The organism is Dysgonomonas hofstadii (assembly GCF_014196915.1).
Lineage (GTDB): Bacteria > Bacteroidota > Bacteroidia > Bacteroidales > Dysgonomonadaceae > Dysgonomonas > Dysgonomonas hofstadii.
Genome location: NZ_JACIEP010000005.1, coordinates 276298 through 299111 on the forward strand (window position 1 = coordinate 276298; position 22814 = coordinate 299111).

At 38.3% G+C, this 22814-nt stretch carries 23 protein-coding genes; 12 read left to right on the forward strand and 11 right to left on the reverse strand.

Annotation, left to right across the window (positions count from 1 at the left end):
* The first annotated feature begins 106 nt into the window (after positions 1-106).
* Together GGR21_RS08705 and GGR21_RS08710 are read left to right on the forward strand one after the other, a co-directional pair.
* Complete coding sequence (locus tag GGR21_RS08705; protein WP_183306811.1) at positions 107-955, forward strand: hypothetical protein; 849 nt, start codon at positions 107-109, stop codon at positions 953-955.
* Complete coding sequence (locus tag GGR21_RS08710) at positions 925-1695, forward strand: hypothetical protein (RefSeq protein WP_317169870.1); 771 nt, start codon at positions 925-927, stop codon at positions 1693-1695. The genes GGR21_RS08705 and GGR21_RS08710 overlap by 31 nt, the downstream gene beginning before the upstream one ends.
* A 6-nt stretch (positions 1696-1701) precedes the next feature.
* Here the strand turns inward: GGR21_RS08710 and GGR21_RS08715 are convergent, their stop codons facing one another.
* From GGR21_RS08715 to ileS, 5 genes are all read right to left on the reverse strand, one after another.
* Positions 1702-1998, reverse strand: a complete 297-nt coding sequence (locus GGR21_RS08715) for a hypothetical protein (protein ID WP_183306812.1) — start codon at positions 1996-1998, stop codon at positions 1702-1704.
* Entirely contained in the window at positions 1998-2855 is an 858-nt protein-coding gene (locus GGR21_RS08720; protein WP_183306813.1) for a DUF4296 domain-containing protein, read from the reverse strand. The genes GGR21_RS08715 and GGR21_RS08720 overlap by 1 nt, the downstream gene beginning before the upstream one ends.
* A gap of 3 nt (positions 2856-2858) precedes the next feature.
* Positions 2859-3506 (reverse strand): lipoprotein signal peptidase, encoded by a 648-nt coding sequence (locus GGR21_RS08725; RefSeq protein ID WP_183306814.1) that lies wholly within the window; start codon positions 3504-3506, stop codon positions 2859-2861.
* Between the two features lie 97 nt (positions 3507-3603).
* A complete protein-coding gene (locus tag GGR21_RS08730) occupies positions 3604-3984 on the reverse strand; it encodes a TraR/DksA family transcriptional regulator (RefSeq protein ID WP_183306815.1) in 381 nt (126 codons plus the stop codon).
* A 56-nt stretch (positions 3985-4040) separates the two neighbouring features.
* Positions 4041-7451: an isoleucine--tRNA ligase gene (ileS, locus tag GGR21_RS08735; RefSeq protein WP_183306816.1), complete on the reverse strand. Its 3411-nt coding sequence runs from the start codon at positions 7449-7451 to the stop codon at positions 4041-4043.
* A gap of 229 nt (positions 7452-7680) precedes the next feature.
* Here ileS and GGR21_RS08740 point away from each other — a divergent pair, with 229 nt between their 5' ends.
* The 4 genes from GGR21_RS08740 (at position 7681) to GGR21_RS08755 (ending at position 10881) form a co-directional block, all read left to right on the forward strand.
* A complete protein-coding gene (locus GGR21_RS08740; protein WP_183306817.1) occupies positions 7681-8757 on the forward strand; it encodes a hypothetical protein in 1077 nt (358 codons plus the stop codon).
* A gap of 101 nt (positions 8758-8858) precedes the next feature.
* Positions 8859-9221: a DUF488 domain-containing protein gene (locus GGR21_RS08745; protein ID WP_183306818.1), complete on the forward strand. Its 363-nt coding sequence runs from the start codon at positions 8859-8861 to the stop codon at positions 9219-9221.
* Positions 9222-9302: 81 nt separating this feature from the next.
* Complete coding sequence (gene proC / locus GGR21_RS08750; RefSeq protein WP_183306819.1) at positions 9303-10085, forward strand: pyrroline-5-carboxylate reductase; 783 nt, start codon at positions 9303-9305, stop codon at positions 10083-10085.
* A 355-nt stretch (positions 10086-10440) separates the two neighbouring features.
* Positions 10441-10881, forward strand: coding sequence for a DUF3836 domain-containing protein (locus GGR21_RS08755; RefSeq protein WP_183306820.1), 441 nt, complete (start codon positions 10441-10443; stop codon positions 10879-10881).
* A gap of 232 nt (positions 10882-11113) precedes the next feature.
* On the opposite strand, the gene GGR21_RS08760 is transcribed toward GGR21_RS08755, so the two are convergent.
* On the reverse strand, positions 11114-11290 hold the full coding sequence (locus GGR21_RS08760; RefSeq protein ID WP_183306821.1) for a histone H1: 177 nt from the start codon (positions 11288-11290) through the stop codon (positions 11114-11116).
* 228 nt (positions 11291-11518) lie between these two features.
* Here GGR21_RS08760 and nadA point away from each other — a divergent pair, with 228 nt between their 5' ends.
* The 5 genes from nadA (at position 11519) to nadC (ending at position 16434) form a co-directional block, all read left to right on the forward strand.
* Positions 11519-12523: a quinolinate synthase NadA gene (nadA, locus tag GGR21_RS08765; RefSeq protein ID WP_183306822.1), complete on the forward strand. Its 1005-nt coding sequence runs from the start codon at positions 11519-11521 to the stop codon at positions 12521-12523.
* A 103-nt stretch (positions 12524-12626) separates the two neighbouring features.
* Positions 12627-13157 (forward strand): REP-associated tyrosine transposase, encoded by a 531-nt coding sequence (locus GGR21_RS08770; protein ID WP_183306823.1) that lies wholly within the window; start codon positions 12627-12629, stop codon positions 13155-13157.
* Positions 13158-13232: 75 nt separating this feature from the next.
* Positions 13233-13856 carry a hypothetical protein gene (locus GGR21_RS08775; RefSeq protein ID WP_183306824.1) on the forward strand — a complete coding sequence of 208 codons (624 nt, stop codon included), beginning with the start codon at positions 13233-13235 and terminating at the stop codon, positions 13854-13856.
* A 141-nt stretch (positions 13857-13997) separates the two neighbouring features.
* Positions 13998-15581: an L-aspartate oxidase gene (gene nadB, locus GGR21_RS08780; protein WP_183306825.1), complete on the forward strand. Its 1584-nt coding sequence runs from the start codon at positions 13998-14000 to the stop codon at positions 15579-15581.
* A complete protein-coding gene (nadC, locus tag GGR21_RS08785; RefSeq protein WP_183306826.1) occupies positions 15568-16434 on the forward strand; it encodes a carboxylating nicotinate-nucleotide diphosphorylase in 867 nt (288 codons plus the stop codon). The genes nadB and nadC overlap by 14 nt, the downstream gene beginning before the upstream one ends.
* A gap of 5 nt (positions 16435-16439) precedes the next feature.
* Here nadC and GGR21_RS08790 read toward each other — a convergent pair whose 3' ends face one another.
* The 4 genes from GGR21_RS08790 to GGR21_RS08805 all read right to left on the reverse strand — a co-directional run bounded on the left by GGR21_RS08790 (position 16440) and on the right by GGR21_RS08805 (position 19610).
* On the reverse strand, positions 16440-17084 hold the full coding sequence (locus GGR21_RS08790) for an HAD family hydrolase (RefSeq protein WP_183306827.1): 645 nt from the start codon (positions 17082-17084) through the stop codon (positions 16440-16442).
* Positions 17085-17090: 6 nt separating this feature from the next.
* Positions 17091-17864, reverse strand: a complete 774-nt coding sequence (locus GGR21_RS08795) for a porin family protein (RefSeq protein WP_183306828.1) — start codon at positions 17862-17864, stop codon at positions 17091-17093.
* A 20-nt stretch (positions 17865-17884) separates the two neighbouring features.
* Positions 17885-19027 carry a PCMD domain-containing protein gene (locus GGR21_RS08800; RefSeq protein WP_183306829.1) on the reverse strand — a complete coding sequence of 381 codons (1143 nt, stop codon included), beginning with the start codon at positions 19025-19027 and terminating at the stop codon, positions 17885-17887.
* A 229-nt stretch (positions 19028-19256) separates the two neighbouring features.
* Positions 19257-19610 carry a DUF3836 domain-containing protein gene (locus tag GGR21_RS08805; RefSeq protein ID WP_317169874.1) on the reverse strand — a complete coding sequence of 118 codons (354 nt, stop codon included), beginning with the start codon at positions 19608-19610 and terminating at the stop codon, positions 19257-19259.
* Positions 19611-20000: 390 nt separating this feature from the next.
* On the opposite strand from GGR21_RS08805, the gene GGR21_RS08810 reads away from it, so the two are divergent.
* A complete protein-coding gene (locus GGR21_RS08810; RefSeq protein WP_183306831.1) occupies positions 20001-21647 on the forward strand; it encodes a diphosphate--fructose-6-phosphate 1-phosphotransferase in 1647 nt (548 codons plus the stop codon).
* 73 nt (positions 21648-21720) lie between these two features.
* Here the strand turns inward: GGR21_RS08810 and mdh are convergent, their stop codons facing one another.
* Complete coding sequence (gene mdh / locus GGR21_RS08815; protein WP_183306832.1) at positions 21721-22662, reverse strand: malate dehydrogenase; 942 nt, start codon at positions 22660-22662, stop codon at positions 21721-21723.
* Between the last annotated feature and the right edge of the window lie 152 nt (positions 22663-22814).

Below are 22814 nucleotides of genomic sequence, written 5' to 3' on the forward strand. Positions count from 1 at the left end.
AAGACTACAAAGATATACATTTAAATGAAATATACTTCCCCGCAAAAAAGGATAAAGCAGGAGATTTACATATCTTTGTAAATCATAAGAAAAGAAAATCGCGGAGATGAGAAATTCAGAAATCAAAGTAGGCTACTTAGTATCTTATGACTACGAGTACATGAAAAACTCGTTACCTACTGTTTACGAGTATGCTGATATTATAGCTGTCGCCATAGACAAAGACCGGATGACATGGAAAGGAACAAATTATGAAATAGCCGATTCTTTTTTCGAATGGCTGAAAGAATATGACAAAGACAACAAGATAAGAATATATGAAGACTCCTTTTTTGACCCCGACCTGACCGTCATGGAAAATGACACGAGGGAACGAAACATGCTTGGCCGGTTCATGGGCGAGGGAGGATGGCATATACAGGTTGATTCTGATGAATATTTCTTAGATTTCAAGAAATTTACCGATTATCTGAAAAGTCTGGATATGATTGTCGCAACTTCTGTCTTTGCCCGGTGGGTCACAATATTTAAGCTGGACACGGAGAATGCGTTTATTATAGATAATGGGGAAAAGTTTCCCGTAGCAACGAATTTCGTATCGTACGACAATGCAAGGCTTTCGTTTAATGCGAAAAAAGAAATAAATTCGGAATTCAAGGTCATTCATCAAAGCTGGGGACGATCAGAAGATGAACTTCGTCAGAAACTTAGTAATTGGGGTCATAGTAATGATTTTGATATAGAGTCTTACTTCCGGTTGTGGAAAGCAATAGATAAACATACATATAAGTATATCACTAATTTTCACCCGCTGAACGGTTTCGATTGGCAAAAATTGGAATGTATCGAAGCCAAAGATATTCCCACTCTGATAGAAAAAGTGAGGATAATACAGGAAGAAAAAGCCGGGAGAAAGAAAAACAAGTGGAAATCATTATTCAGAAGAAAAAAATGACTATCACTTTCGAAACTAAATGTTGGGAAAAGGACTGGAGATATATCCTTTGCAGGGGTTATCTGGAAACAATGATTGAAAATTGTAGTTACAAATTCGATAAGAAGATATTATATATTAATAATGTTGATGATATATCCAAGGTTGAAAAGATAGCTCAAAAAAAAATAGAAAAAGGTATTATCGACAGATATATTATTGTTGATGAACATGCAGAGAGAGCTTTGAATTTTTTCAATATAGATAAGAACAATTTCAGGGGCGGATATTATTATTCTATAGCAGAGTTGGTCAGCATTTTTTTGTGTGAAACCGATTATCTTTTACATTTTTCGAGTGATGCTTGTATCGTAAAAGACAGTTATGAATGGGTGAAGAAAACAATGTCCCTGATGGATGAACATAAAGAATATTTTGTAGGAAATCCTACATGGGGCAAGGATTTTGAAGGTGCAAAAACTGAATCGTTTGCCGAAACCGATGAGAATTTTATAGGATTCGGCTTTTCTGACCAATGCTACTTAATCCGTACCGAAGATTTTAAGAAACCTATATACAATGAAACTAATCCCGTGTCGGAAAGATATCCTAAGTATGGAGGTGAGCTTTTCGAGAAACGGGTAGACGCATTTATGCGAAATCATAATTTGCATAGAATCACATCGAAGCATACGTCTTATATCCATAAAAATTATCCGAAAGAATCAAGATTTCAAAAAATACTTGATATTTTCAGATAAGTGCTTTTAAAGCATTATTTTTCCGATATCTTCGTGGTAAACCTGATAGGTGGTTTGTGAAGAAGGATTGGATGTGTTTATAGTTGAAGAAAAATTGTTGTTCTCAACTTTAAAAAAGCTACCGGTTGGTTCTACTCCGTCCGGAAGGAATACTAATAGACCTGAATAAAATTGGGTTTTTTCTATCTCCTTTTCATAAGGAAAAATATTAATAATTCTACGATTATCATCTATTTCCACAACCTGATTTTTTAGATAAATATCCGGATATATAAATGAGTAGTGAGAATAGAAGCGTTTCATCAGTCTTTATTCTTTTCGACAGAAACAGCTTCGGCTTCGACCTCAGCTTCCTCAACGGCAGGAGCTGTATTAGCAGGTCTGTTGACTGATGTCGGGTGTGCAGGAAGTTCGTGCAATGACAGAGAATCGGTTTTTGCAGAAACCGCAAGAGAATCGAGATAGCTGATATTATATAATGCAACATTCAATGGCACACCTTTTACTTTGTTCCTGAGCCGGACATATCCTGATATGCTCTTCAGTAAGCTATCAGCCAAATGAGGCTTGTCGAGTACATAGAGCTGGTTTTTTTCAACAGGTATAACTTCATTTATCAAAGTGTCTTTGTACCTGAAAAATACAGCAGCTTCTACCTGTTGCAGATCGCTTAATCCTTGCACATTGAATTTCAGTCTGAACTTAGGTACATCTACATTCTTTATCTTAAAAGAGTCTATATCAAAAGCCATAACAGGCGTAAACTGATTCAGATTGAAGTAGGTTGGTATAAAAGAATTAGGCCTGTTTTTTCCTGTAGCTGTGTTTATTAATGCCGAAAGCTGATTGTTGCGGGCCTTCAGTTTAGATGATACAGAATCGCTGATGGTTTCGTAATATTCTATATTATCGGAATACCACACAAGTGACGAATCCAGTTCGGCTTGTGTTATTTTATGCTTTTTTAAAATCCCCTCTATTAGGGCGTCTCTTTTCAGATCGTTATTGAATTGATTATCCCTGGTGTAAATAGCCTGTGCCAATTGTATGTCTATCAATACATCTACCATTTTAGTTTCGGGCAGTACATGTCTTGGCCTGCGGCTACATGCGCCGAAGACAAGCAGTATGATAAAAGCTAAAATGGCAATCCGTTTCATAAATCAGGCTATCTCTTTTTTCTCCAAAGATAAGGACAATGTCCTGCGATAAAAAATTAGAAGAAGAAAAATACCAACGGTTATCGCCGAATCGGCAATATTAAAAATAGGACTGAAAAATTCAAAGCCTACTCCACCCAATAATGGAAACCAGTCGGGAATTGTTCCTCTGAAAATAGGGAAATAAAGCATATCCACCACATGGCCATGAAGCCAAGATGAATATCCTTCGCCTAGCGAAACAAAAGATGCGACATGTCCGGGATAACTCTCGGAGAATATTTCACCATAAAACACACTGTCGATAATATTCCCAAAGGCACCTGCCAGAATAAGAGCTATACAAGCGATATAACCTTTCGAAAAACCTCTCTTTACCAGTGTATATAAATAGTATGCGATAAATCCGATAGCAACTATACGAAACAAAGAAAGGAATAATTTCCCCCACGAGCGATTACCTTCTCCTCCCAGTTCCAGACCAAATGCCATGCCGGGATTCTCAACAAACTTGATCTTAAACCAACTAAGGATCTCATATGTTTCATATAATGACATATGTGTTTTTACCCATATTTTTGATACCTGATCTATCAGTAAAACCAATATGATAACAACAATGGCGATTATTCCGCTATTCTTTTTGTTCATATATTATATGCTTGATGCCGTAAATGAAAGCGAAGAAAAAACAGAGGTTTAACACACGTCTATCTTTTCTTCCTTTCCTGGTTATTTCTTCCTGTAGTTATTTAACTCCGCTATTCTTGGCCTCGATGCTCAATGTAGCATGAGGTACTGCACGCAGACGTTCTTTAGGTATCAATTTACCTGTTTCGCGGCAAATACCGTATGTCTTGTTTTCGATACGGATAAGAGCCGATTGCAGGTTTTGTATAAACTTCATCTGGCGCTGCGCTAATCGTCCGGCTTCTTCCTTCGATAGGGTAGAAGCACCTTCTTCCAATACTTTGAATGTCGGAGAAGTGTCGGTTACATCGTTTCCGTCGGCATTTGTAATAGCCGCTCTCAATTCGTCGTATTCTTTTTTAGCTTTATTTAGCTTATCGAGAATTATCTCACGAAATTCGTTCAATTCCTCGTCTGTGTATCTTGTTTTTTCTGCCATAACTTCGCTTATTAAAAGTTAAACATCCTGTTTTATTTTTAAAGATAATTATTTTGTCAGACTTTCTCTATACTTATATATAAAATGTAGTCATCCATATCTGCTTCTTGACCATTTTTCACATCTGACAGTTCTATTCTGTCAGCCAGTACTTGTGAAGCAATGTATGTCTTATATTCTGAAATAGTGTCTCTTATCTGCTCCTGATCAGATATTTTTATATTTATACGGTCTGTTATTTCGAATCCGCTTGATTTACGGATATTTTGTATTCTGTTCACTAATTCGCGGGCAATACCTTCTTTTCTCAGCTCGTCAGTCACTGTTACATCTAGGGCAACTGTCAATTTTCCTGCATTGGCAACCAGCCATCCCGGTATATCTTCCGATATGATTTCCACATCAGCCAGTTCGATGGTTGCTTCCTGCCCTTCGATGTTGAATGTATATGAACCGTCTTTTTCGAATGTTGCAATAGCATCCTGCTGCATATTCTGAACTTCGGCGGCAAGTTGTTTCATTATCTTACCATAGCGTGGTCCAAGTTTTTTGAAATCAGGTTTTACTTTTTTTACCAATATTCCGGCGGCATTGTCTACATAGTTCAGTTCTTTTACATTCACTTCGCTAAGTATAAGGTCGCGAACAGCTTCTATATCGTCTTTCTGGTTATCATTCAATATAGGAACCATTATCTGCATCAATGGCTGACGTACTTTTATGCTTTCTTTGCGTCGAAGTGCCAGTACAGCCGAAGATATATCCTGAGCTATCTGCATGCGTTCTTCCAGTTTTTTATCAACTACGGAAGCATTGTAAGCAGGATAATCCGATAAGTGGACTGAGGATATTTTTTCGCAGGCTGTAACAGCCACCAGGTCGCAGAATAATTTATCTGCATAGAATGGTGATATCGGTGCCATTAGTTTGGCAACAGTTTCAAGACATGTATACAGTGTCTGATATGCAGACAGTTTGTCCTGCGTCATTTCTCCACCCCAGAAACGCTTGCGATTGAGACGAACGTACCAGTTGCTTAGATTGTCGTTTACAAAGTCGGATATAGCACGTCCTGCTTTGGTAGGTTCATAACTTGCATAATATTCATCTACATCTTTCACTAATGTATTGAGTAGTGATATGATCCAGCGGTCTATTTCCGGACGGTCGCATACAGGAATGGTTCCCTCTTCAAATTTGAAACCATCAACATTTGCATAAAGTGCAAAGAACGAATAAGTATTGTATAGTGTGCCGAAAAACTTGCGGCGCACTTCCTCCACTCCTTCTATATCGAATTTCAGATTGTCCCAAGGCGATGCATTGGTAATCATATACCAGCGCAGCGGATCAGAGCCATACTTTTCTATTGTTTCGAACGGATCGACTGCGTTGCCAAGACGTTTCGACATTTTTAACCCGTTCTTATCCAGTACCAGTCCATTAGATATCACATTCTTGAATGATATGCTGTCTCTGAACATGGTAGATATGGCATGCAGGGTAAAGAACCAGCCACGTGTCTGGTCTACCCCCTCGGCTATAAAGTCGGCGGGATAAACTTTATTGAAGTCTTCCTCGCTGATATTCGGATAAAATACCTGTGCAAATGGCATTGCACCCGAATCGAACCAGACGTCTATCAGGTCGGTCTCTCGTTTCATCGGTTTACCCGAATCAGAAACAAGTATTATATTGTCTACATACGGACGGTGTAGGTCTACTTTTTCGTAATTCACCTTATCCAGATTCCCTGGTTCGAAATCTTTCCAAGGTATTTCTTCCATAAACCCAGCGTCTACTGCTTTTTGCATTTCTTCGTAAAGCTCTTTTAGCGAGCCTACACATTTCTCTTCCTTACCGTCTTCTGTACGCCATATAGGAAGTGGAGTACCCCAGTAGCGGCTACGGCTCAGATTCCAGTCCTGCAGGTTTTCGAGCCATTTGCCAAAGCGTCCCGATCCTGTTGATTCCGGCTTCCAGTTGATCGTCTTATTCAGTTCTATGAGACGTTCACGGGCAGCAGTTGTACGTATAAACCAGCTATCCAGCGGATAATAAAGCACAGGTTTATCGGTACGCCAGCAATGCGGGTAGTTGTGTACCTGACGTTCTATTTTAAAAGCCAGTCCCTGCTGTTTCAGCATCACACTCAGATCGATATCCAATGTGTTAGCGTCAGCAGGTAAAGAATCATCATACTCGTTTTTTACATAACGGCCAGCATATTCTTTATATAGCTCTACGTTTACCTTTTCTTTTACAAAGGTAGGATCGAGATCTTCCAGGCGGAAATATTTTCCTGTAAGATCGACCATCGGACGGGTGTTGCCATCCTTATCTATCAGTAACATCGCAGGAACACCGTTCGCTTTTCCCACTTTGGCATCGTCCGCTCCAAAAGTAGGCGCTATGTGTACGATACCTGTACCATCATCAGTGGTTACGAAGTCACCTGAAACAACTCTGAATGCGCCTTCTCCGGGATTCATCCACGGTATAAGCTGTTCGTATTGCATGCCTACAAGGTCTTTACCCTGCCATTCTCCTACAACTTTATACGGGATCAGCTTATCACCTTGTTTATAATCCTCAAGAGCTATATCTTTAGCTTTCTCGTTGAACATACTAGGCATAAGCCATTTTGCCAAAACAACAGTTATGGGAGATCCTGTATATGGATTGTATGATTGCACAGCAACATAGGTGATGTCTGGTCCTACAGCCAGTGCTGTATTTGATGGCAACGTCCATGGGGTAGTTGTCCAGGCCAGGAAATAAGTGTCGCCAAAACCTGTCATTTCGGTCTTCGGATCTTTTATCTTGAACTGGGCTACACAGGTCGTATCCTTTACATCACGGTATGCACCCGGTTGATTTAACTCGTGTGTGCTAAGTCCTGTACCTGCTGCCGGAGAATACGGTTGTATGGTATATCCTTTATACAGATATCCTTTCTTATACAGTTCTTTCAGTAAAAACCAAAGTGTCTCTATATAACGGCTGTCGTATGTGATATACGGGTTGTTCATATCTACCCAATATCCCATAATGCGGGTAAGGTTTTCCCACTCGCCTGTATATTTCATAACCTCCTTGCGGCAGGCATTGTTATATTCTTCTACAGTTATTTTCTTACCGATATCTTCTTTTGTGATCCCAAGCTTTTTCTCCACGGCAAGTTCTACCGGAAGTCCATGAGTATCCCATCCGGCTTTACGGTTGACAAGGAATCCTTTCATTGTCTTGTAGCGGCAGAAAATATCTTTTACGGCACGCGCCATTACATGATGAATACCCGGCATGCCGTTTGCCGATGGCGGCCCTTCATAGAAAACAAAAGAAGGAGCATCCGCACGTAAATCAAGACTCTGCTGGAATATATTTTCTTTATCCCATTTTTCTAATATCTCTTTGTTGATATCGGAAAGATTAAACTTATTGTATTCTGAAAACTGCTTGCTCATAGCTCAATCTATAACATGCTTAAAAAAATTGACTGCAAAGATAGTAAAAAAGTTATAACTAAAAGGTTCCCAATTATAAGTAATTTGGAAGATAAGTTAACAGATATTGAATGCCGCGTCTTCTATCTGTGCTTTTTTAACAGTTTAGGTAAAAAAATATTAATTAAGACAAATTTATTCATATCTTTGACGCAGACAAACGTATAGAGTACCTAACACAATTTAATGTATGGATAATTCATTTAGAAACAGAGTCAGCAAATTCTGGAGGACTTTCTCTGAAGAAGAATATCAAATCAGGGAAATGATGGACAACAAAGCTGCAGGTGAGACCTTGCTTAACTTTGTTGACAGTATACTGCAAATCGCTTTCGATAAAGTTTATTTCGAAATGGGAATAAACAGAGAAAACAAATACGAGTTAATACTCACACCTGAAGGAGACAGGGCAAAGCTTATGCAGCTTCACTACTGGCTGCAATATGCTCCTGAACATCTATGGCAAAAGTGGAATTTCTATTCTTCAAAACCAGGAAAGGCAACATCGGGTTGGAAAATGAGTATGTATGGAATAGATCTGTCAAGTGATGATCTCATTATCTATCCCGGGGCTGATAACGAAAAGTCAAAAGTTGATATAGAAATTTATTGTCCAAAACTGATGGAATTGGAAGATCACAAACGCTATTCTATGTTTTTCATTTTCCTCGATCAGTTTATAGGCGAGTTATATACTATGGAGTATGTAGGTTACATTGACTTCGTGGAAAATAAATCAGATAAAAAAGCGATCTCTATCGAAGAATTTCAGTCTACGATAAATGATTATATCGTCGATAACGGATGGCCGAAATTCGATAATCCGTGTGAAATATATAGCGGTTACCGTATGGACCCAAACGAAAAGGAGGACTGGATATTACGTGAAGATATTTTCTCGGGCTATACATCATGCACATCTTTGCTGGATGAATACTATAAAGGAAAGAGTCAACGGTTTGACGAGGCAGTGTCGAACGGAGTGCATTTTGGTTTTCTGTTTTTTGAAAATGTCAATGTGCCACGCGAGAATATTGTAAACTTCAGAGGAGATATTGAAGATAAAATAATGGAACAGACCGTTCCATATGGTATTGCAAATAGTCTGGGAGGTGCAACCGGTTTCCACTTCTCGTATATAGATTTTATTATATACGATTACGAGGCGTTTATAAATATTGCAAAAGAGATACTGACCGGGTATGATTTCGAAGAAAAAGGTTATTCGGACTTTAAGCGGGATATTGAGCCTGTTGTGTTCAACTGATAATATTGAATGCCCCGGATTATTATTCGGGGCATTTTAATTTAAGACAACTAAAATATATACCTGTTTGTTTAATTTATTTGTAAATTAATATCAATGCAATGACACAAATTAAATTGAAACGGGTATATGGCAATTATAGCGAAAATGATGGCTACCGCGTGCTGGTAGATCGTTTGTGGCCTCGTGGAATGAAAAAGGAACATTTGCATTACGATCTTTGGGCAAAAGATATTACCCCTTCACCTGCTATCCGTAAATGGTTTCACGAAGATGTTGAAAACCGTTGGACAGGTTTTGTGGAATTATATCAGAAAGAGCTTGACGAATCGGAAGCAGTGAAGAAGTTCGTGGATCTGATAAAAGATAAAGATATTATTACTCTGCTTTATGCATCGAAAGAACCGGAACATAATCATGCGAAGATATTAAAAGCATATCTGGATAAGGTTTTGAAGAAATAAGCCTTATCGGTTGATGGAAATGAATACAGGGTAATTGAAAACATTTTTATAACTTTGCCAATATCCTAAAAAAATTAATATATGAAAATATCGATTATAGGCGCCGGAAATATGGGAGGAGCCATTGCAATAGGCTTGGTATTGAGTAAAAATATACCTTCTCATAATCTGACAGTAATAGATAACAGAGGCAGAAATGTACCCCGGCTGAAAGCCGCAAGCGAAGATATAAATGTGGTCGTTGACGATTACAGTTCGTTGTCCTCGGCTGACGTTGTTATTATAGCTGTAAAGCCCTGGATAGTAGAGCAGGTATTGAAGACGCATGGGGCATTACTTAATCCGAAGCAATTGATCGTATCTGTTGCGGCTGTGGTCACATTGGCACAGTTGCAGGAGTGGACATCCCCACGGCAACCAGTTTTCAGGGTGGTGCCTAATACTGCGATTGCCGTCAGTCAGAGCATGACATATATCACATCCCAGAGTGCAGATAAAGAGCAGCAAGATAATATATACAGAATATTTTCACTGCTTGGCAAAGCAGAGATAGTAGACGAAAAATTAATTTCTGCAATAACTTCTCTGACTTCATGTGGCATTGCTTTTGCTTTCCGTTATATCAGGGCAGCTATGGAAGGTGGTATCGAAATGGGTATCTATCCCGATCAGGCTAAAGCCGGAATTTTGCAAACTCTGCGTGGTGCTATCGAATTGCTGGAAGCAAACGGTACACATCCCGAACAGGAGATAGATAAAGTGACTACTCCCGGAGGGATCACGATTAAAGGTCTTAATGAAATGGAACATTCGGGTTTTACATCTGCCGTAATCAATGGGCTAAAGGCTAGTAATACGAAATAAGTATAGATAGTTAAAGTTTTTACATATACTTTGATATAAATATACCCTCGTTACAATTTTGTAACGAGGGTATATTGTTTTTTGACATCTAGTACACCTGTTTGTATAGTAAACTCCCCTTGCTTTTGCTCATATATTCTATTCTTATAAAAAAATATTTTAAATAATATGATAAATTATTTATTTAAGTATTTGATAATTAGATATTCTGTTGAAAAGTTGTATTTTTTTTGAAAAAAAGTTATTAAAATGTTTGGTATATAAAAAACTTCAATTACATTTGCAGTGTACTAGTCAACTAATACACCAAATTACTAAAGCAAAAATAAAATATAAACGATAAAAAATTACTATTATGAAAGCAACAATTTTAACATCAGTATTCGTAGCATTATTCTTCTCTGCAAATCTTAATGCTAACAACGTGAAAACTTACAGTAACATCGAATCAGGTGAGTCTGGAACTAAAAAAGAATTTGTTTCAGTAGAAAGTAAAACATTGGAGCCACTGAAAAAAGAATCTTACAACTATGATGTAACGGGACGTTTAACCGAAAAAACAATAAGCAAATGGTCGTATGAAAAAGGATGGGAAAATACAGGGCGATATGAATACCAGTATAATGAAACCGGAAACGTAGCTAATGTGATATATACCGAATGGAACAAACAGGATAACGATTGGGCAAGCAAAGAATACTTCCTGGTTCATGTATATAATGAAAATAATGAATTCTTGTCGATAGAACAACTCGAAATAAGCACCACTAATAGTAATTATATCACTCTTAAGTAATCATACAAACACTACAACGCAAAGATTGATTAACAACGAGTGGATTGTCCTCCCCAAAAGCAACTGTGCTTTGGGGAGGCTTTTTTTATATATAAGATGCAAAGTTAGAATTAGAAAAGGGTTTTTAATTGGAAATGCTATAAAGAAAAAGGATCGGGTTCAACATACATTGAACTCAATCCGTTTCTTAAAAAAGTCAACCCGATTGACCGGGCTGGCTAAATCGCTTTTATTATTTTTTTGTATCCTCGATAGATTTTTTGCGGAAGTCTTTCAAAGCTTTTTCAATATCAAGTGATACTTTTCTAGCACGTTGACCGGCAGCTTTGTTTCCGTTTGCGATTTGAGACTCTGCATCTTTAGCGAATGCTTCAAAGTTTGCTTTTAATGTTTCAACTAAATTTTTCATTGTTTTCAATTTTTATAACGTTAATGGAGATACAAAGATAAATTTCATTTTCAAGAAATAATCTAAATCTTGAAAAATCATGCGATATTTTTTCTTAATTTTTGTTTTATGCGCTGTTTCGTTTATACACAACGGGTAAGTTTACCTCGATTTATGTATAAAAACTCACTTATTATGAGTATTTTTGTCCGTCAATTTTAGAATTTAGATGCTTTTATTTCACGAGATATGACATTATTAGAAAAAGCGATAGATAGACTGCCGGATAAAGGATATCTGAATCTTGAAATACCTAAAGGTATAAATCTTGTAGAAGAGATTAACCGTATGCGTAAGGAAAAAAACGCGATAATTCTGGCGCATTATTATCAGACAGGTGATATCCAGGATATTTCCGATTTTTTGGGAGATAGTTTGCAATTGGCTCGTGCTGCTGAAAAAACAGATGCGGATATGATCGTTTTTTGCGGAGTACATTTCATGGCAGAAACAGCTAAAATCCTTAATCCTACAAAAAAAGTGGTTCTTCCCGATTTATTAGCGGGCTGCTCTCTGGCTGATTCGTGTTCGGGCGAAGGTTTGCGGGAATTGAAGAAGAAACATCCAAATGCAATTGTAGTAAGCTATATTAATTGCGATTCGTCAGTTAAAGCCGAAAGCGATATTATAGTTACTTCATCGAATGCCGAACATATTATAAATTCCCTGCCGAAAGAACAGGAGATAATTTTTGCGCCCGACCGTAACCTGGGACGTTATATCAATCAGGTTACAGGCCGTAATATGATACTTTGGGACGGAGCGTGTATTGTGCACGAGGCGTTTTCACTGGAGCGTATAGCCCAGCAGATGCTCGATCATCCAAAAGCCAAACTGATTGCGCATCCCGAAGCGCAGAAGCCTGTTTTACAGGTGGCTCATTATATCGGTTCCACTGCTAATCTGTTGAACTATGTGGCAAATGATGACAGTCAGGAATTTATTGTAGCTACCGAAGAGGGAATTCTTCACGAGATGCGTAAACGTGCACCGGGCAAGATTCTTATACCTGCATTGACTATTGATGATACCTGTAATTGCAGCGAATGTCATTTTATGAAGCTCAACACTATGGCGAAATTATATTTGTGCATGAAATATGAACTTCCCGAAATATTGATGGATGAGGAAATACGATTGAAAGCATTACGTCCGATAAATAAAATGCTGGAGATGTCGAAAGCGATTAAATGAATTATAAATTATGAATTATGAATTGAGTCCCCAAAAGACAGCTCATAGCTTGCCCGCGCAGACTTCCAGTCTGTGTGTTGCGTAGCAAGAAATAACATTATATATGAGTAGAAGATACAAATTTCACAATCCTGATGGCCTTTACTTTGTCAGTTTTGCTGTTAAAGAATGGATTGATGTTTTTACTCGTAATGAATATAAAAATATTATAGTTAATAGTTTGAGCTTTTGCCAAAAACATAAGGGCTTAGAGTTGTTTGCATGGTGCATAATGACTAATCATGTTCATCTAATTGTTAGGGCAATGGAAGGACATTTGCTACAAAATATATTGAGAGATTTTAAGGGTTTTACTTCCAGAGAGATATTAAAGGCAATAAGGAATAATCCACAAGAAAGCCGCAAAGAGTGGTTGCTAGAAAAATTTAAAGATATAGATGGTAATTGCTTTTGGGCGACAGGTAATCATCCGATAGAACTATGGAACAACGAGGTTATTCATCAAAAACTGGATTATCTGCATAATAATCCGGTTGAAGAAAGTTTCGTTTTTCGGGCAGAAGATTATGTATATAGTAGTGCGGTTGATTATTCAGGAGAGAAAGGGTTGATAAATGTAATTGTTATTGAATAGATTTTGCTGCGCAACACACAGACTGGAAGTCTGCGCGAGCAAGGGATACCTTACATTATGTAAAAATAAATTATTATGGAATATGTTAGTTATGAAAATCTGAAAGCTAAATATATTAACAATTGTGGTATTGTCTCCAAAGTTCCATATAATGAATTATTAGGTACATTTGAATGGCAAAAAAAACGAAATGAAATTATAGAACGAGATAAAGAACAATGTCAGAAATGTGGTATATTTAAACCTATTCTTGATAAAGTATATTTAGAATTTTGGGAACAAATGGAACCGCCCTTTAATGAAATGCCTGTGCCAATTATTTATCAGTATGATGGAAATAGAGAGTATGTGATGAATATAAATGGAACTCGTATACCTTGTTATCTTCCTTCTCTACATGTACATCATAAAAAGTATTACATTGAAAACAAAATGCTTAGATTGCCATGGGAATACAACAGTGATGATCTCATTGCTTATTGCATTGACTGTCATGCTAAATGGCATTTGGAGAACAAAATAGAAATAGAATTTGTAGATTGTAATAGTAAAATATCATTTGAGCGAGAAGTCATACCTTGTAATAAATGTCAAGGAGAAGGATGGCTTCCTCAATATTCACATATAGAAGGTGGAATTTGTTTCCGATGTGGAGGAATTGGCATAGAAATCGAATCAATATCATGGAATAATGAATAAAGATCAATTTTTTGCTCGCGCGGACGTCCCGTCCGTGTGTTGCGAAGCAAAAATAAAGATAGACAATGCACACGGACTGGAAGTCTGCGCGAGCAAAGTTAAACGGCTTTTGTGCAAAAAAAAATGCAAATAACTAAAAAAATGATATACACAGATGTTCTGGTAATAGGTTCGGGTATTTCGGGTCTGTCTTATGCGCTTAAAGTCGCTCAGCAGAAGCCTGAAGCTCAGATAACAATCATCACTAAGTCGGATGATGAAGAATCAAATACCAAATATGCTCAGGGTGGAGTAGCAGTGGTTACAGATTTTACAAAAGACAGTTTCGAAAAACATATCGAAGACACCTTGCGCGCCGGAGATGGAATGTGTAAACGCGAAACGGTAGAAGTTGTCGTAAAAGAAGGTCCTGAGCGTATTCACGAGATAGTAGAGTGGGGGGCTAACTTCGACAAAGACGAAAAACAACATTACGATCTGGGTCGTGAAGGCGGGCATACAGAAAACCGGGTAGTGCATTATAAAGATATTACGGGTGCTGAAATAGAGCGGGCTTTGCTGAAAGCTGTTGAATCTCTCGATAACGTGCAATTATTAAACCATCACTATGTTGTAGACCTCCTGACGGAGCATCAGGTGCCCGGAGCTGAATTTGATAAATATAATCTTAACTGCTACGGAGCCTATGTGCTGGATATGAAAAAGCAGCGTATTATAAAAATGTCTGCGAAAATAACTATGATGGCTACCGGAGGTTGCGGACATGTATATAAGAATACAACCAATCCCACTATTGCGACGGGAGATGGTATCGGATTGGCTCACAGAGCGAAGGCTAAGGTCAGTAATATGCAGTTTATCCAGTTCCATCCTACGGCATTTTATAGTCCTATCACAGGACAGTTACCTCTGATCTCAGAGGCTGTCAGGGGTTTTGGGGCAAAGCTTCGCACAGCGTCCGGCGAACCTTTCATGCATAAATATGATGAAAGGGAAGAACTTGCCTCGCGCGATATTGTAGCCCGTGCGATCGACAGTGAGATGAAGTTGCGGGGAGACGATTATGTCTGTCTTGATTGCCGCCACCTCGACAGACAAAGATTCCTAGAACATTTTCCTAATATTTATCAGCAATGTAAGGATGCCGGATTAGATATGTTCGAAGACCTGATTCCCGTTGTGCCGGCCAGTCATTATCTGTGTGGCGGTATTGACGTGGATCTTTTCGGGCAAAGTACCATCAAGAATATGTTTGCGGTAGGGGAATGTTCCAATACAGGGCTGCATGGTGCAAACAGGCTTGCTTCCAATTCTTTACTCGAAGCATTAGTGTTTGCTCACAGGGCTGCTATGAAAACAGTGGAGCGTCTCGATGAAGATGATTTCAACTACGATCAGTTAAATATGCTTCCCGAATGGAATCAGGAAGGGATGAATGTGAATGAAGAAATGGTGCTGTTGAATTATCTGCGCAAAGAGTTGCAGTCTCTGATGAGCGATCTTGTAGGTATCGTCCGCAGTAACAGGCGCTTGCAATTGGCAAAACAAAAAGAAGAAGAAATATATAAATCGGTAAAAGAAATCTATAACTTTTCTATTCTGTCACCTCAGCTGTCGGAACTCAGAAATCTGGCCAGTATAGCCTATCTTATCATTACACAAAGTATAGAGCAGAAAGAGAATAAAGGCACATTCTATAATAAAAACCTCGATGAAAAGAAATAGACCGTCATATGTGACAGACGAACGTCTGTACCATTTCATAGATGAAGCGATAAAAGAAGATATCGGAGATGGAGATCATTCTACTTTGGCAAGTGTTCCTGTTGGTTTGCAACAAAGAGCAAGATTGCTGATAAAGCATGATTGTATATTGGCCGGAGTAGATCTTGCCCTTGAAATATTCCATTATTATGATAAGGAATTAGAAGTTGAAGTATTGAAGAATGACGGAGACAAGGTAAAAGAAGGAGATATTGCTTTTATTGTTTACGGCTCGGCCCGGTCTATCCTGACTATGGAGCGCCTGGTACTTAACTGTATGCAACGGATGAGTGGTATTGCTACTTATACACACGAAATGGTCGAGCTTTTGTCAGATACAAAAACACGTATCCTTGATACACGTAAAACTTCACCGATTTTCCGTATGTGTGAGAAATGGGCAGTATATATCGGCGGAGGAAAGAATCATCGTTACGGTCTTTTCGATATGATCATGCTGAAAGATAATCATAACGACTATGCAGGAGGTATCACCAATGCCGTAGAGGCAACAGTAAAATATCTGAAAGAAAAGGGAAAAGACCTGAAGATAGAAGTTGAAACCCGCAATCTGAAAGAAGTGAAAGAAGCCCTTGCTACTAAAGCTATAGATGTTATAATGCTGGATAATATGTCATTGAGCGAAATGGCGGCCGCAGTGGAACTGATAAATGGAACGACGGAAACGGAAGCTTCGGGCGGTATAACAAAAGACACTGTGCGTGATGTGGCAATGACCGGAGTTGATTATATTTCATCGGGAGCCATCATATACGATGCTCCCAATATAGATTTAAGCCTGAAAGCCTTTTAATAAGTTCAGGCTTTCTCTATTATTTCAATAACTTTATTTAAATCTGAAAAATCGGGAATGACGCAATCGGCTTTTCCTTCCAGTTGATCTGCCGGTATGGTGGTAGATAGCCCGACCACATACATTCCGGCATCTTTACCTGCTTTTATCCCATGAAAAGAATCTTCGAATACAATGCATTCATTTGGTGAAATATTCAGATCTTTTGCAGCTAGTAAATAACACATCGGATTGGGCTTACCTTCTGTTATCCTTGCGGCTGTAACTTCTACATCAAAGACCTTGTTCAACCCCATTATGGATAAAGCCCTCTCCATTTTAAAGTCCTGAGAACTTGTTACCAAGCCTAGTTTATAGCCTTTGCTCTTTAGGTAATCGATAAATTCCATCACTCCGGTTACAGGAGGAAAGTCCATTTTTAATTCAAATTCGGCAAGCTCTTTTCCTACAATATCCTGTTCTTTTTTTGAAAAATGGCTGAAATATTTTTTCAGTATATCGGGTGAAGTTGTCCCTTTTACCTGTAAGGCGAAATTTTCTATACCCAGGTTATATTTTTCACCTAAAGCATCTATGTATATATCATATTGAGGTTCGGTATCCGCAATGACCCCATCAAAATCGAATAATATAGTTGTTTTTTTAGACATTATCAGTTATTTCAGTTTATAAGAAACCCCGAATGAAGCGTAAAGGTTCTGCATTTTAAATTGTATAGGGCTCTGATCCCGGTAAAATATATCTGTTAACCCACAATTGAAGTCCACAAAAACTCCGATACGGTCATTTACTTTATATTTTCCTCCGATGATAAATCCCGCATCAAAATCCCGCATATTATCGCTGAAATCGAATGTTGCAGGATTGTCTGCTTCTATATCTACCCTTAGTCCGTTTGGAGTCCCTTCGCGCAAATACCCGTCGGATACGTTCCCTGTAAATTTAGTTTTCCCGATGCCGGATGCATAAATGCCTGCTTTTACTTCCCACTTGGGAGTAATGCTGTATATTCCCGATACAGAAAGCGTGAGGTAGTAGAGACTTACATTTGTCATGTTTTTTCCTACGAAATATCCTTCTACAGTCTTTTCTTCTTCTCCGGGTTTCGATACCAGTACCCTTGTGCGCATGTATTTAACCTCATCGGTTACACGCATTCCCTTGCTTCCGACAGATAGCTCGGTTCCGATACCCCATTTTTCTGTAAGATAATAAATAGTTCCTACCCCTACATGAGGATTTATCTTAGGGTTGTAGCTTTCTATTTTCCTTACTTCTTCAGGGATTGGCACAGGCATGGAACCTCCCATATTTAGTCCCAGATTAAAATACCATTCGGTAGTCTTTTTCTTTTCAGGATTGTCGTCTGCTTTTATATAGGTGCTGAAAGCCACGAGTACCAATAGTATAATAGATAATCTAATTTTCATAATACTTTTCTCTGGTTTTATTATTGGGGTGTATCACATATAATTTCTACATCGTCCACAATGAGGGTGCTTCCGATCGATCCTTTATATTCGTTTCCATCTTTGCTGGAAGCAAACATAATAGTCAGTTTGTAATCATAATTATCATAATCAAGTTCTGCTCCATTCTTATATTCAAAAGGAATCGTAAATTTGGTAAATCCTTTATCAACCAGTTTGTCGGTCTGGTTGGCAGTTTCGGGTTTCCAGTCGGCACGGGCTACGATCTTTTCAGAATCCATAATTGTTATACCGTCCAGATACTCATTATAAGATTCACCTTTGGTAACCTTAAATAATACGGCATAAATAGAGAAAGCATCATCAATGGCATCAGTCCGTATTTCCTGTCCGTTTTCCAGATAAACATAAGGGGAGCCTTTTTTATATTTATAATATCCGGTAAATGTTAATGGTTTGCCTTGCTTTTGAGGATGCAGACGTCCCAGATGCAGGCATTTACGTGGCTCGCCAATACCTTCTGCCAGTGAAAAACGTCCATAGAATAGTGATCCGCTGAAAATCGGGATCTGGATGTTTCCTATCTTTACTCCTCCGTACGAAGTTTCCAGTTTAGCCGCATATTGTCCACTGTAAGCTTCGGTGGTAGCCGATGGCCTGGTAGGGAATTCCTTCCCTTTATTGACTATAGCAATACCCGGATTGCCCGAATCCCACATTTTCACATAAAAACCTTCACTGGTCTTTATCTGCATGTCATAGTATCCCATATTGGTCTGTTTCCAGTCTTCAAAATCAAATTTCAGATCAAGGGTGGATAACCTGACAATAGTTACAAGATAGTTTTTAGTGAAATTACCATCTTCGGAAACAACTTTATAAGTAAGAGGCCCCTTCGAAAAATCCTGTTCGGTTCCCGATGCGGGAGAAACCGTAGCTCCGGGCGATAATGTGATTTCTGTTGTTACCTTTTCGAGATTAATATCGTCAGTAGCATATACAAAGACTTCTTCGGTCTGTGGATCAGGATTGTCATCCACATAGCTGTCATCCAATATTTTGAATGATAGAATGTCGGTTTCTCTGTTCAGTGGTTCATCCTTGATGCAGGAGGTAACACCGAGAATGATTGCGGTAATGGCAGATAGATACTTAAATTTCATAATCTGTGTATAACTTTAGTTTTTTTTGCTCTGGTACTTAATTATTTATCCGTTAAGCAAAAAGGCATTTGTTCTTTAAAATGATTGCAAATGTAAGGAATCAATTTATCTAAATAAAATAAAGGGGGATAGGTCTGTGAAATATATTTAATATTTTAACTGTTTTTGACAAAAAAAGCCCCGGCTCTTCAAATTAGAAAAGCCGGGGCAATGTTTTAGTTAAATAAGATTACCTCTTAGCCCAATTGTTAGATTTTTTATCCCATTTAACGACAGTAGGTGTTGTTGGAAGATTGTTGTCATCATATCCATACTCGTACTTTTGTACACCAACCCATCCTTTCAATTCGTTCCATTCGTATGTTGCTTTTTCCAGTATACGTCCTGTTGCATCATATTGATAGATCGTTTTTGACAAAGGAGCGTTAGTTTCTTTGTCGCAGTATAGAATTTCTTTAACACAACCATTTTCTGTTTGTTCTATATTACTCAGTTTAATTGTTTCACGAGTATTTGCATTAATAGCAGTAGACAAACAGAATACTAGTAGAATAGAAAAGAAAAATTTTGCTTTCATAACAATATTTTTTTTAAGTCATTTTTATGCTGCAAATGTAATTCTGTTTTTTGTGATTTTGAAATTTTTAGTATCAAAATGTCATAAAATGTTGGTTAATTATGGTTAATAATTATATAATAGGTGTTTTTGTGTATAATTATAGATATTTTGATTGTCAAAATGGTATTTTATGCATTGTTATAAGTAAACAAAAAGAAAGACTTGGGAGCCAATATGAAGAAAAGAGTTAGCCGGGATAAGAAAAGAAGAAAATAGAATTTGTGAATTACAGAAAAATATATAAAAAAGCTAACTATGTAAGTCTATAACTTTAATATTTCGAAAAAAATAGCGAAATTTGCCTGCCTTTGAAGGAATTAATATTTTAACTATATAAAACAATAAAACAATTAGATGAAAAAGAGCGCGTTACAAATAGCTAGAGCTGAGTACAAGCCTAAAATGCCGAAAGCGTTGCATGGCTATATAAAAGTGGAAGAAGGTGCTGCAACACAATCGGTAGCAGATCAGGAAGAAGTGAAAAAACTTTTTCCGCATACTTATGGTATGCCTACTATCAAATTTGTGGAAACTTCTGAAAAGACAAGTTATCCGGCAATCAATGTAGGGGTTATCTTATCAGGTGGACAGGCTCCCGGAGGTCATAATGTAATCGCAGGAATTTTTGATGGTATTAAAAATATGAATGGTAACAGCCGTCTTTATGGTTTCCTTATGGGGCCGGGCGGATTGGTAGATCACGATTATAAAGAACTTACAGCCGACATTATCGACGAGTACCGCAATACAGGAGGGTTTGATATCATTGGCTCGGGACGTACAAAATTGGAAACTAAAGAACAGTTTGATAAAGGTCTTGAAATATTGAAAAAACTAGAGATCAAAGCTCTGGTTATTATTGGTGGCGACGATTCCAACACAAATGCTTGTGTGCTGGCTGAATATTATAAAGCGATAAACGCAGGGGTACAAGTGATTGGTTGTCCTAAAACAATCGATGGCGACCTGAAAAACGAAATGATAGAAACGTCATTTGGTTTCGATACTGCATGTAAGGTGTATGCCGAAGTTATCGGTAATATTCAGCGTGACTGCAATTCGGCGCGCAAATACTGGCACTTTATCAAGTTGATGGGACGTTCGGCTTCTCATATCGCTCTTGAGTGTGCTTTGCAGGTACAACCTAATATGTGTATCATTTCAGAGGAAGTTGAAGCAAAGAAACTTTCCCTTGACGATATAATAACAGATATAGCAAATGTTGTGGCAAGACGTGCCGCTGATGGAAATAACTTCGGTACAGTACTTATTCCTGAGGGACTTATCGAATTTATTCCGGCAATGAAAGTTCTCATCTCTGAATTGAATGATTTCCTTGCTCATCATCAGGACGAATTCAATGCTGTGCCTAAAGATGACCAGCTAGAATATATTACTAAAAACCTTTCTGCCGAAAACGCGAAAGTATTTGCAAGTCTTCCGGCAGGAGTTGCCCGTCAGTTGACACTCGATCGTGACCCTCACGGAAATGTGCAGGTTTCTCTTATCGAAACAGAAAAATTACTGGCAGAAATGGTAGGAAATAAACTGGCAGAAATGAAGGCTGCAGGTAAGTATAACGGTAAATTCGCATCTCAGGTTCACTTCTTCGGATATGAAGGTCGTTGTGCAGCTCCATCTAATTACGATGCAGATTATTGCTATACATTAGGCTTTACGGCTGCCGGACTTATAGGAACAGGGAAAACAGGCTATATGTCATCTGTTCGTAACACAACTGCTCCGGCTGATCAATGGATTGCAGGCGGTGTGCCGGTAACAATGATGCTGAATATGGAACGCCGTCATGGTGAAATGAAACCTGTTATCCAGAAAGCTCTTGTGAAACTGGATGGCGCTCCGTTCAAATTCCTCGAAGCAAATCGTGAAGCATGGGCAGTGGGGACAGAATTCGTTTATCCTGGTCCTATCCAGTACTTCGGACCAAAAGAAGTATGTGATCAACCAACAGTTACATTGCAGTTGGAACAAGCGAAATAATACTATCTAGATAAATAACTAAAAAAGGATGTTCAAGTGAACATCCTTTTTTCATATCACTTATTTTATCTGATCAGATCAGATTGCCTTCTTTCAATACTGTATTTGTTTTGTGAACAGCAGCAGCCGAAGCTTCGAACTTTTCTTTTTCTTCAGCAGTCAGTTTCAGGTCGATGATCTTTTCCCATCCATTCTTGCCTAAAACAACAGGTACACCAATACAGATATCGTTTTGTCCGTATTCACCTTCTAGTGTTACACAGCAAGGGATTACTTTCTTCTGGTCATGAATAATCGCTTCAGCCACATAAGCTCCTGCTGCTCCCGGTGCATACCATGCAGAAGTACCTAAAAGACCGGTAAGAGTAGCTCCACCAACCATTGTGTCGGCAACTACTTTATCGAGGGTTTCTTTTGATAACAGATCTGATACAGGGATACCTTTATATGTGGCAAGGCGTGTAACAGGGATCATAGTAGTATCGCCATGTCCGCCGATCACCATGCCTTCAACTTCATTCGGATTACATTCTAAAGCCTGACTCAGGTAATATTTGAAACGTGAACTGTCTAAAGCTCCTCCCATACCGATCACACGGTGTTTAGGAAGCCCTGTTACTTTCGAAGCCAGATATGTCATTGTATCCATAGGGTTGGAAATAATAACAAGGATGGCATTGGGCGAATATTTAAGGATGTTTTCTGCAACACTTTTCACAATACCGGCATTCACTCCGATAAGTTCTTCGCGTGTCATACCCGGTTTGCGTGGGATGCCAGATGTGATAACAACAACATCAGAATCGGCGGTAGCGGCATAATCGTTTGTCACTCCTTTGATGCGTGTGTCGAAACCCAGAAGCTGAGCAGTCTGGTTCATATCCATTGCTTTTCCTTCCGATACACCTTCTTTTACATCGAGCATTATCACTTCGTCTGCCACCTCATTAAAGGCAAGGACATTTGCACATGTAGCACCTACATTTCCGGCGCCAACAACTGTTACTTTAGACATAATTTTAATTTATTATATTAGTTAATGTATATATTTAGAGTCTTTTTTATGTGATATATTTCCTGATCGGAAAATCTGTTGTTCCTATAATCAGTCAGGTTAATAAAAAAAAATAGGTCTGTGATCTTAATCCTTTTATTTTCAATTTGTAA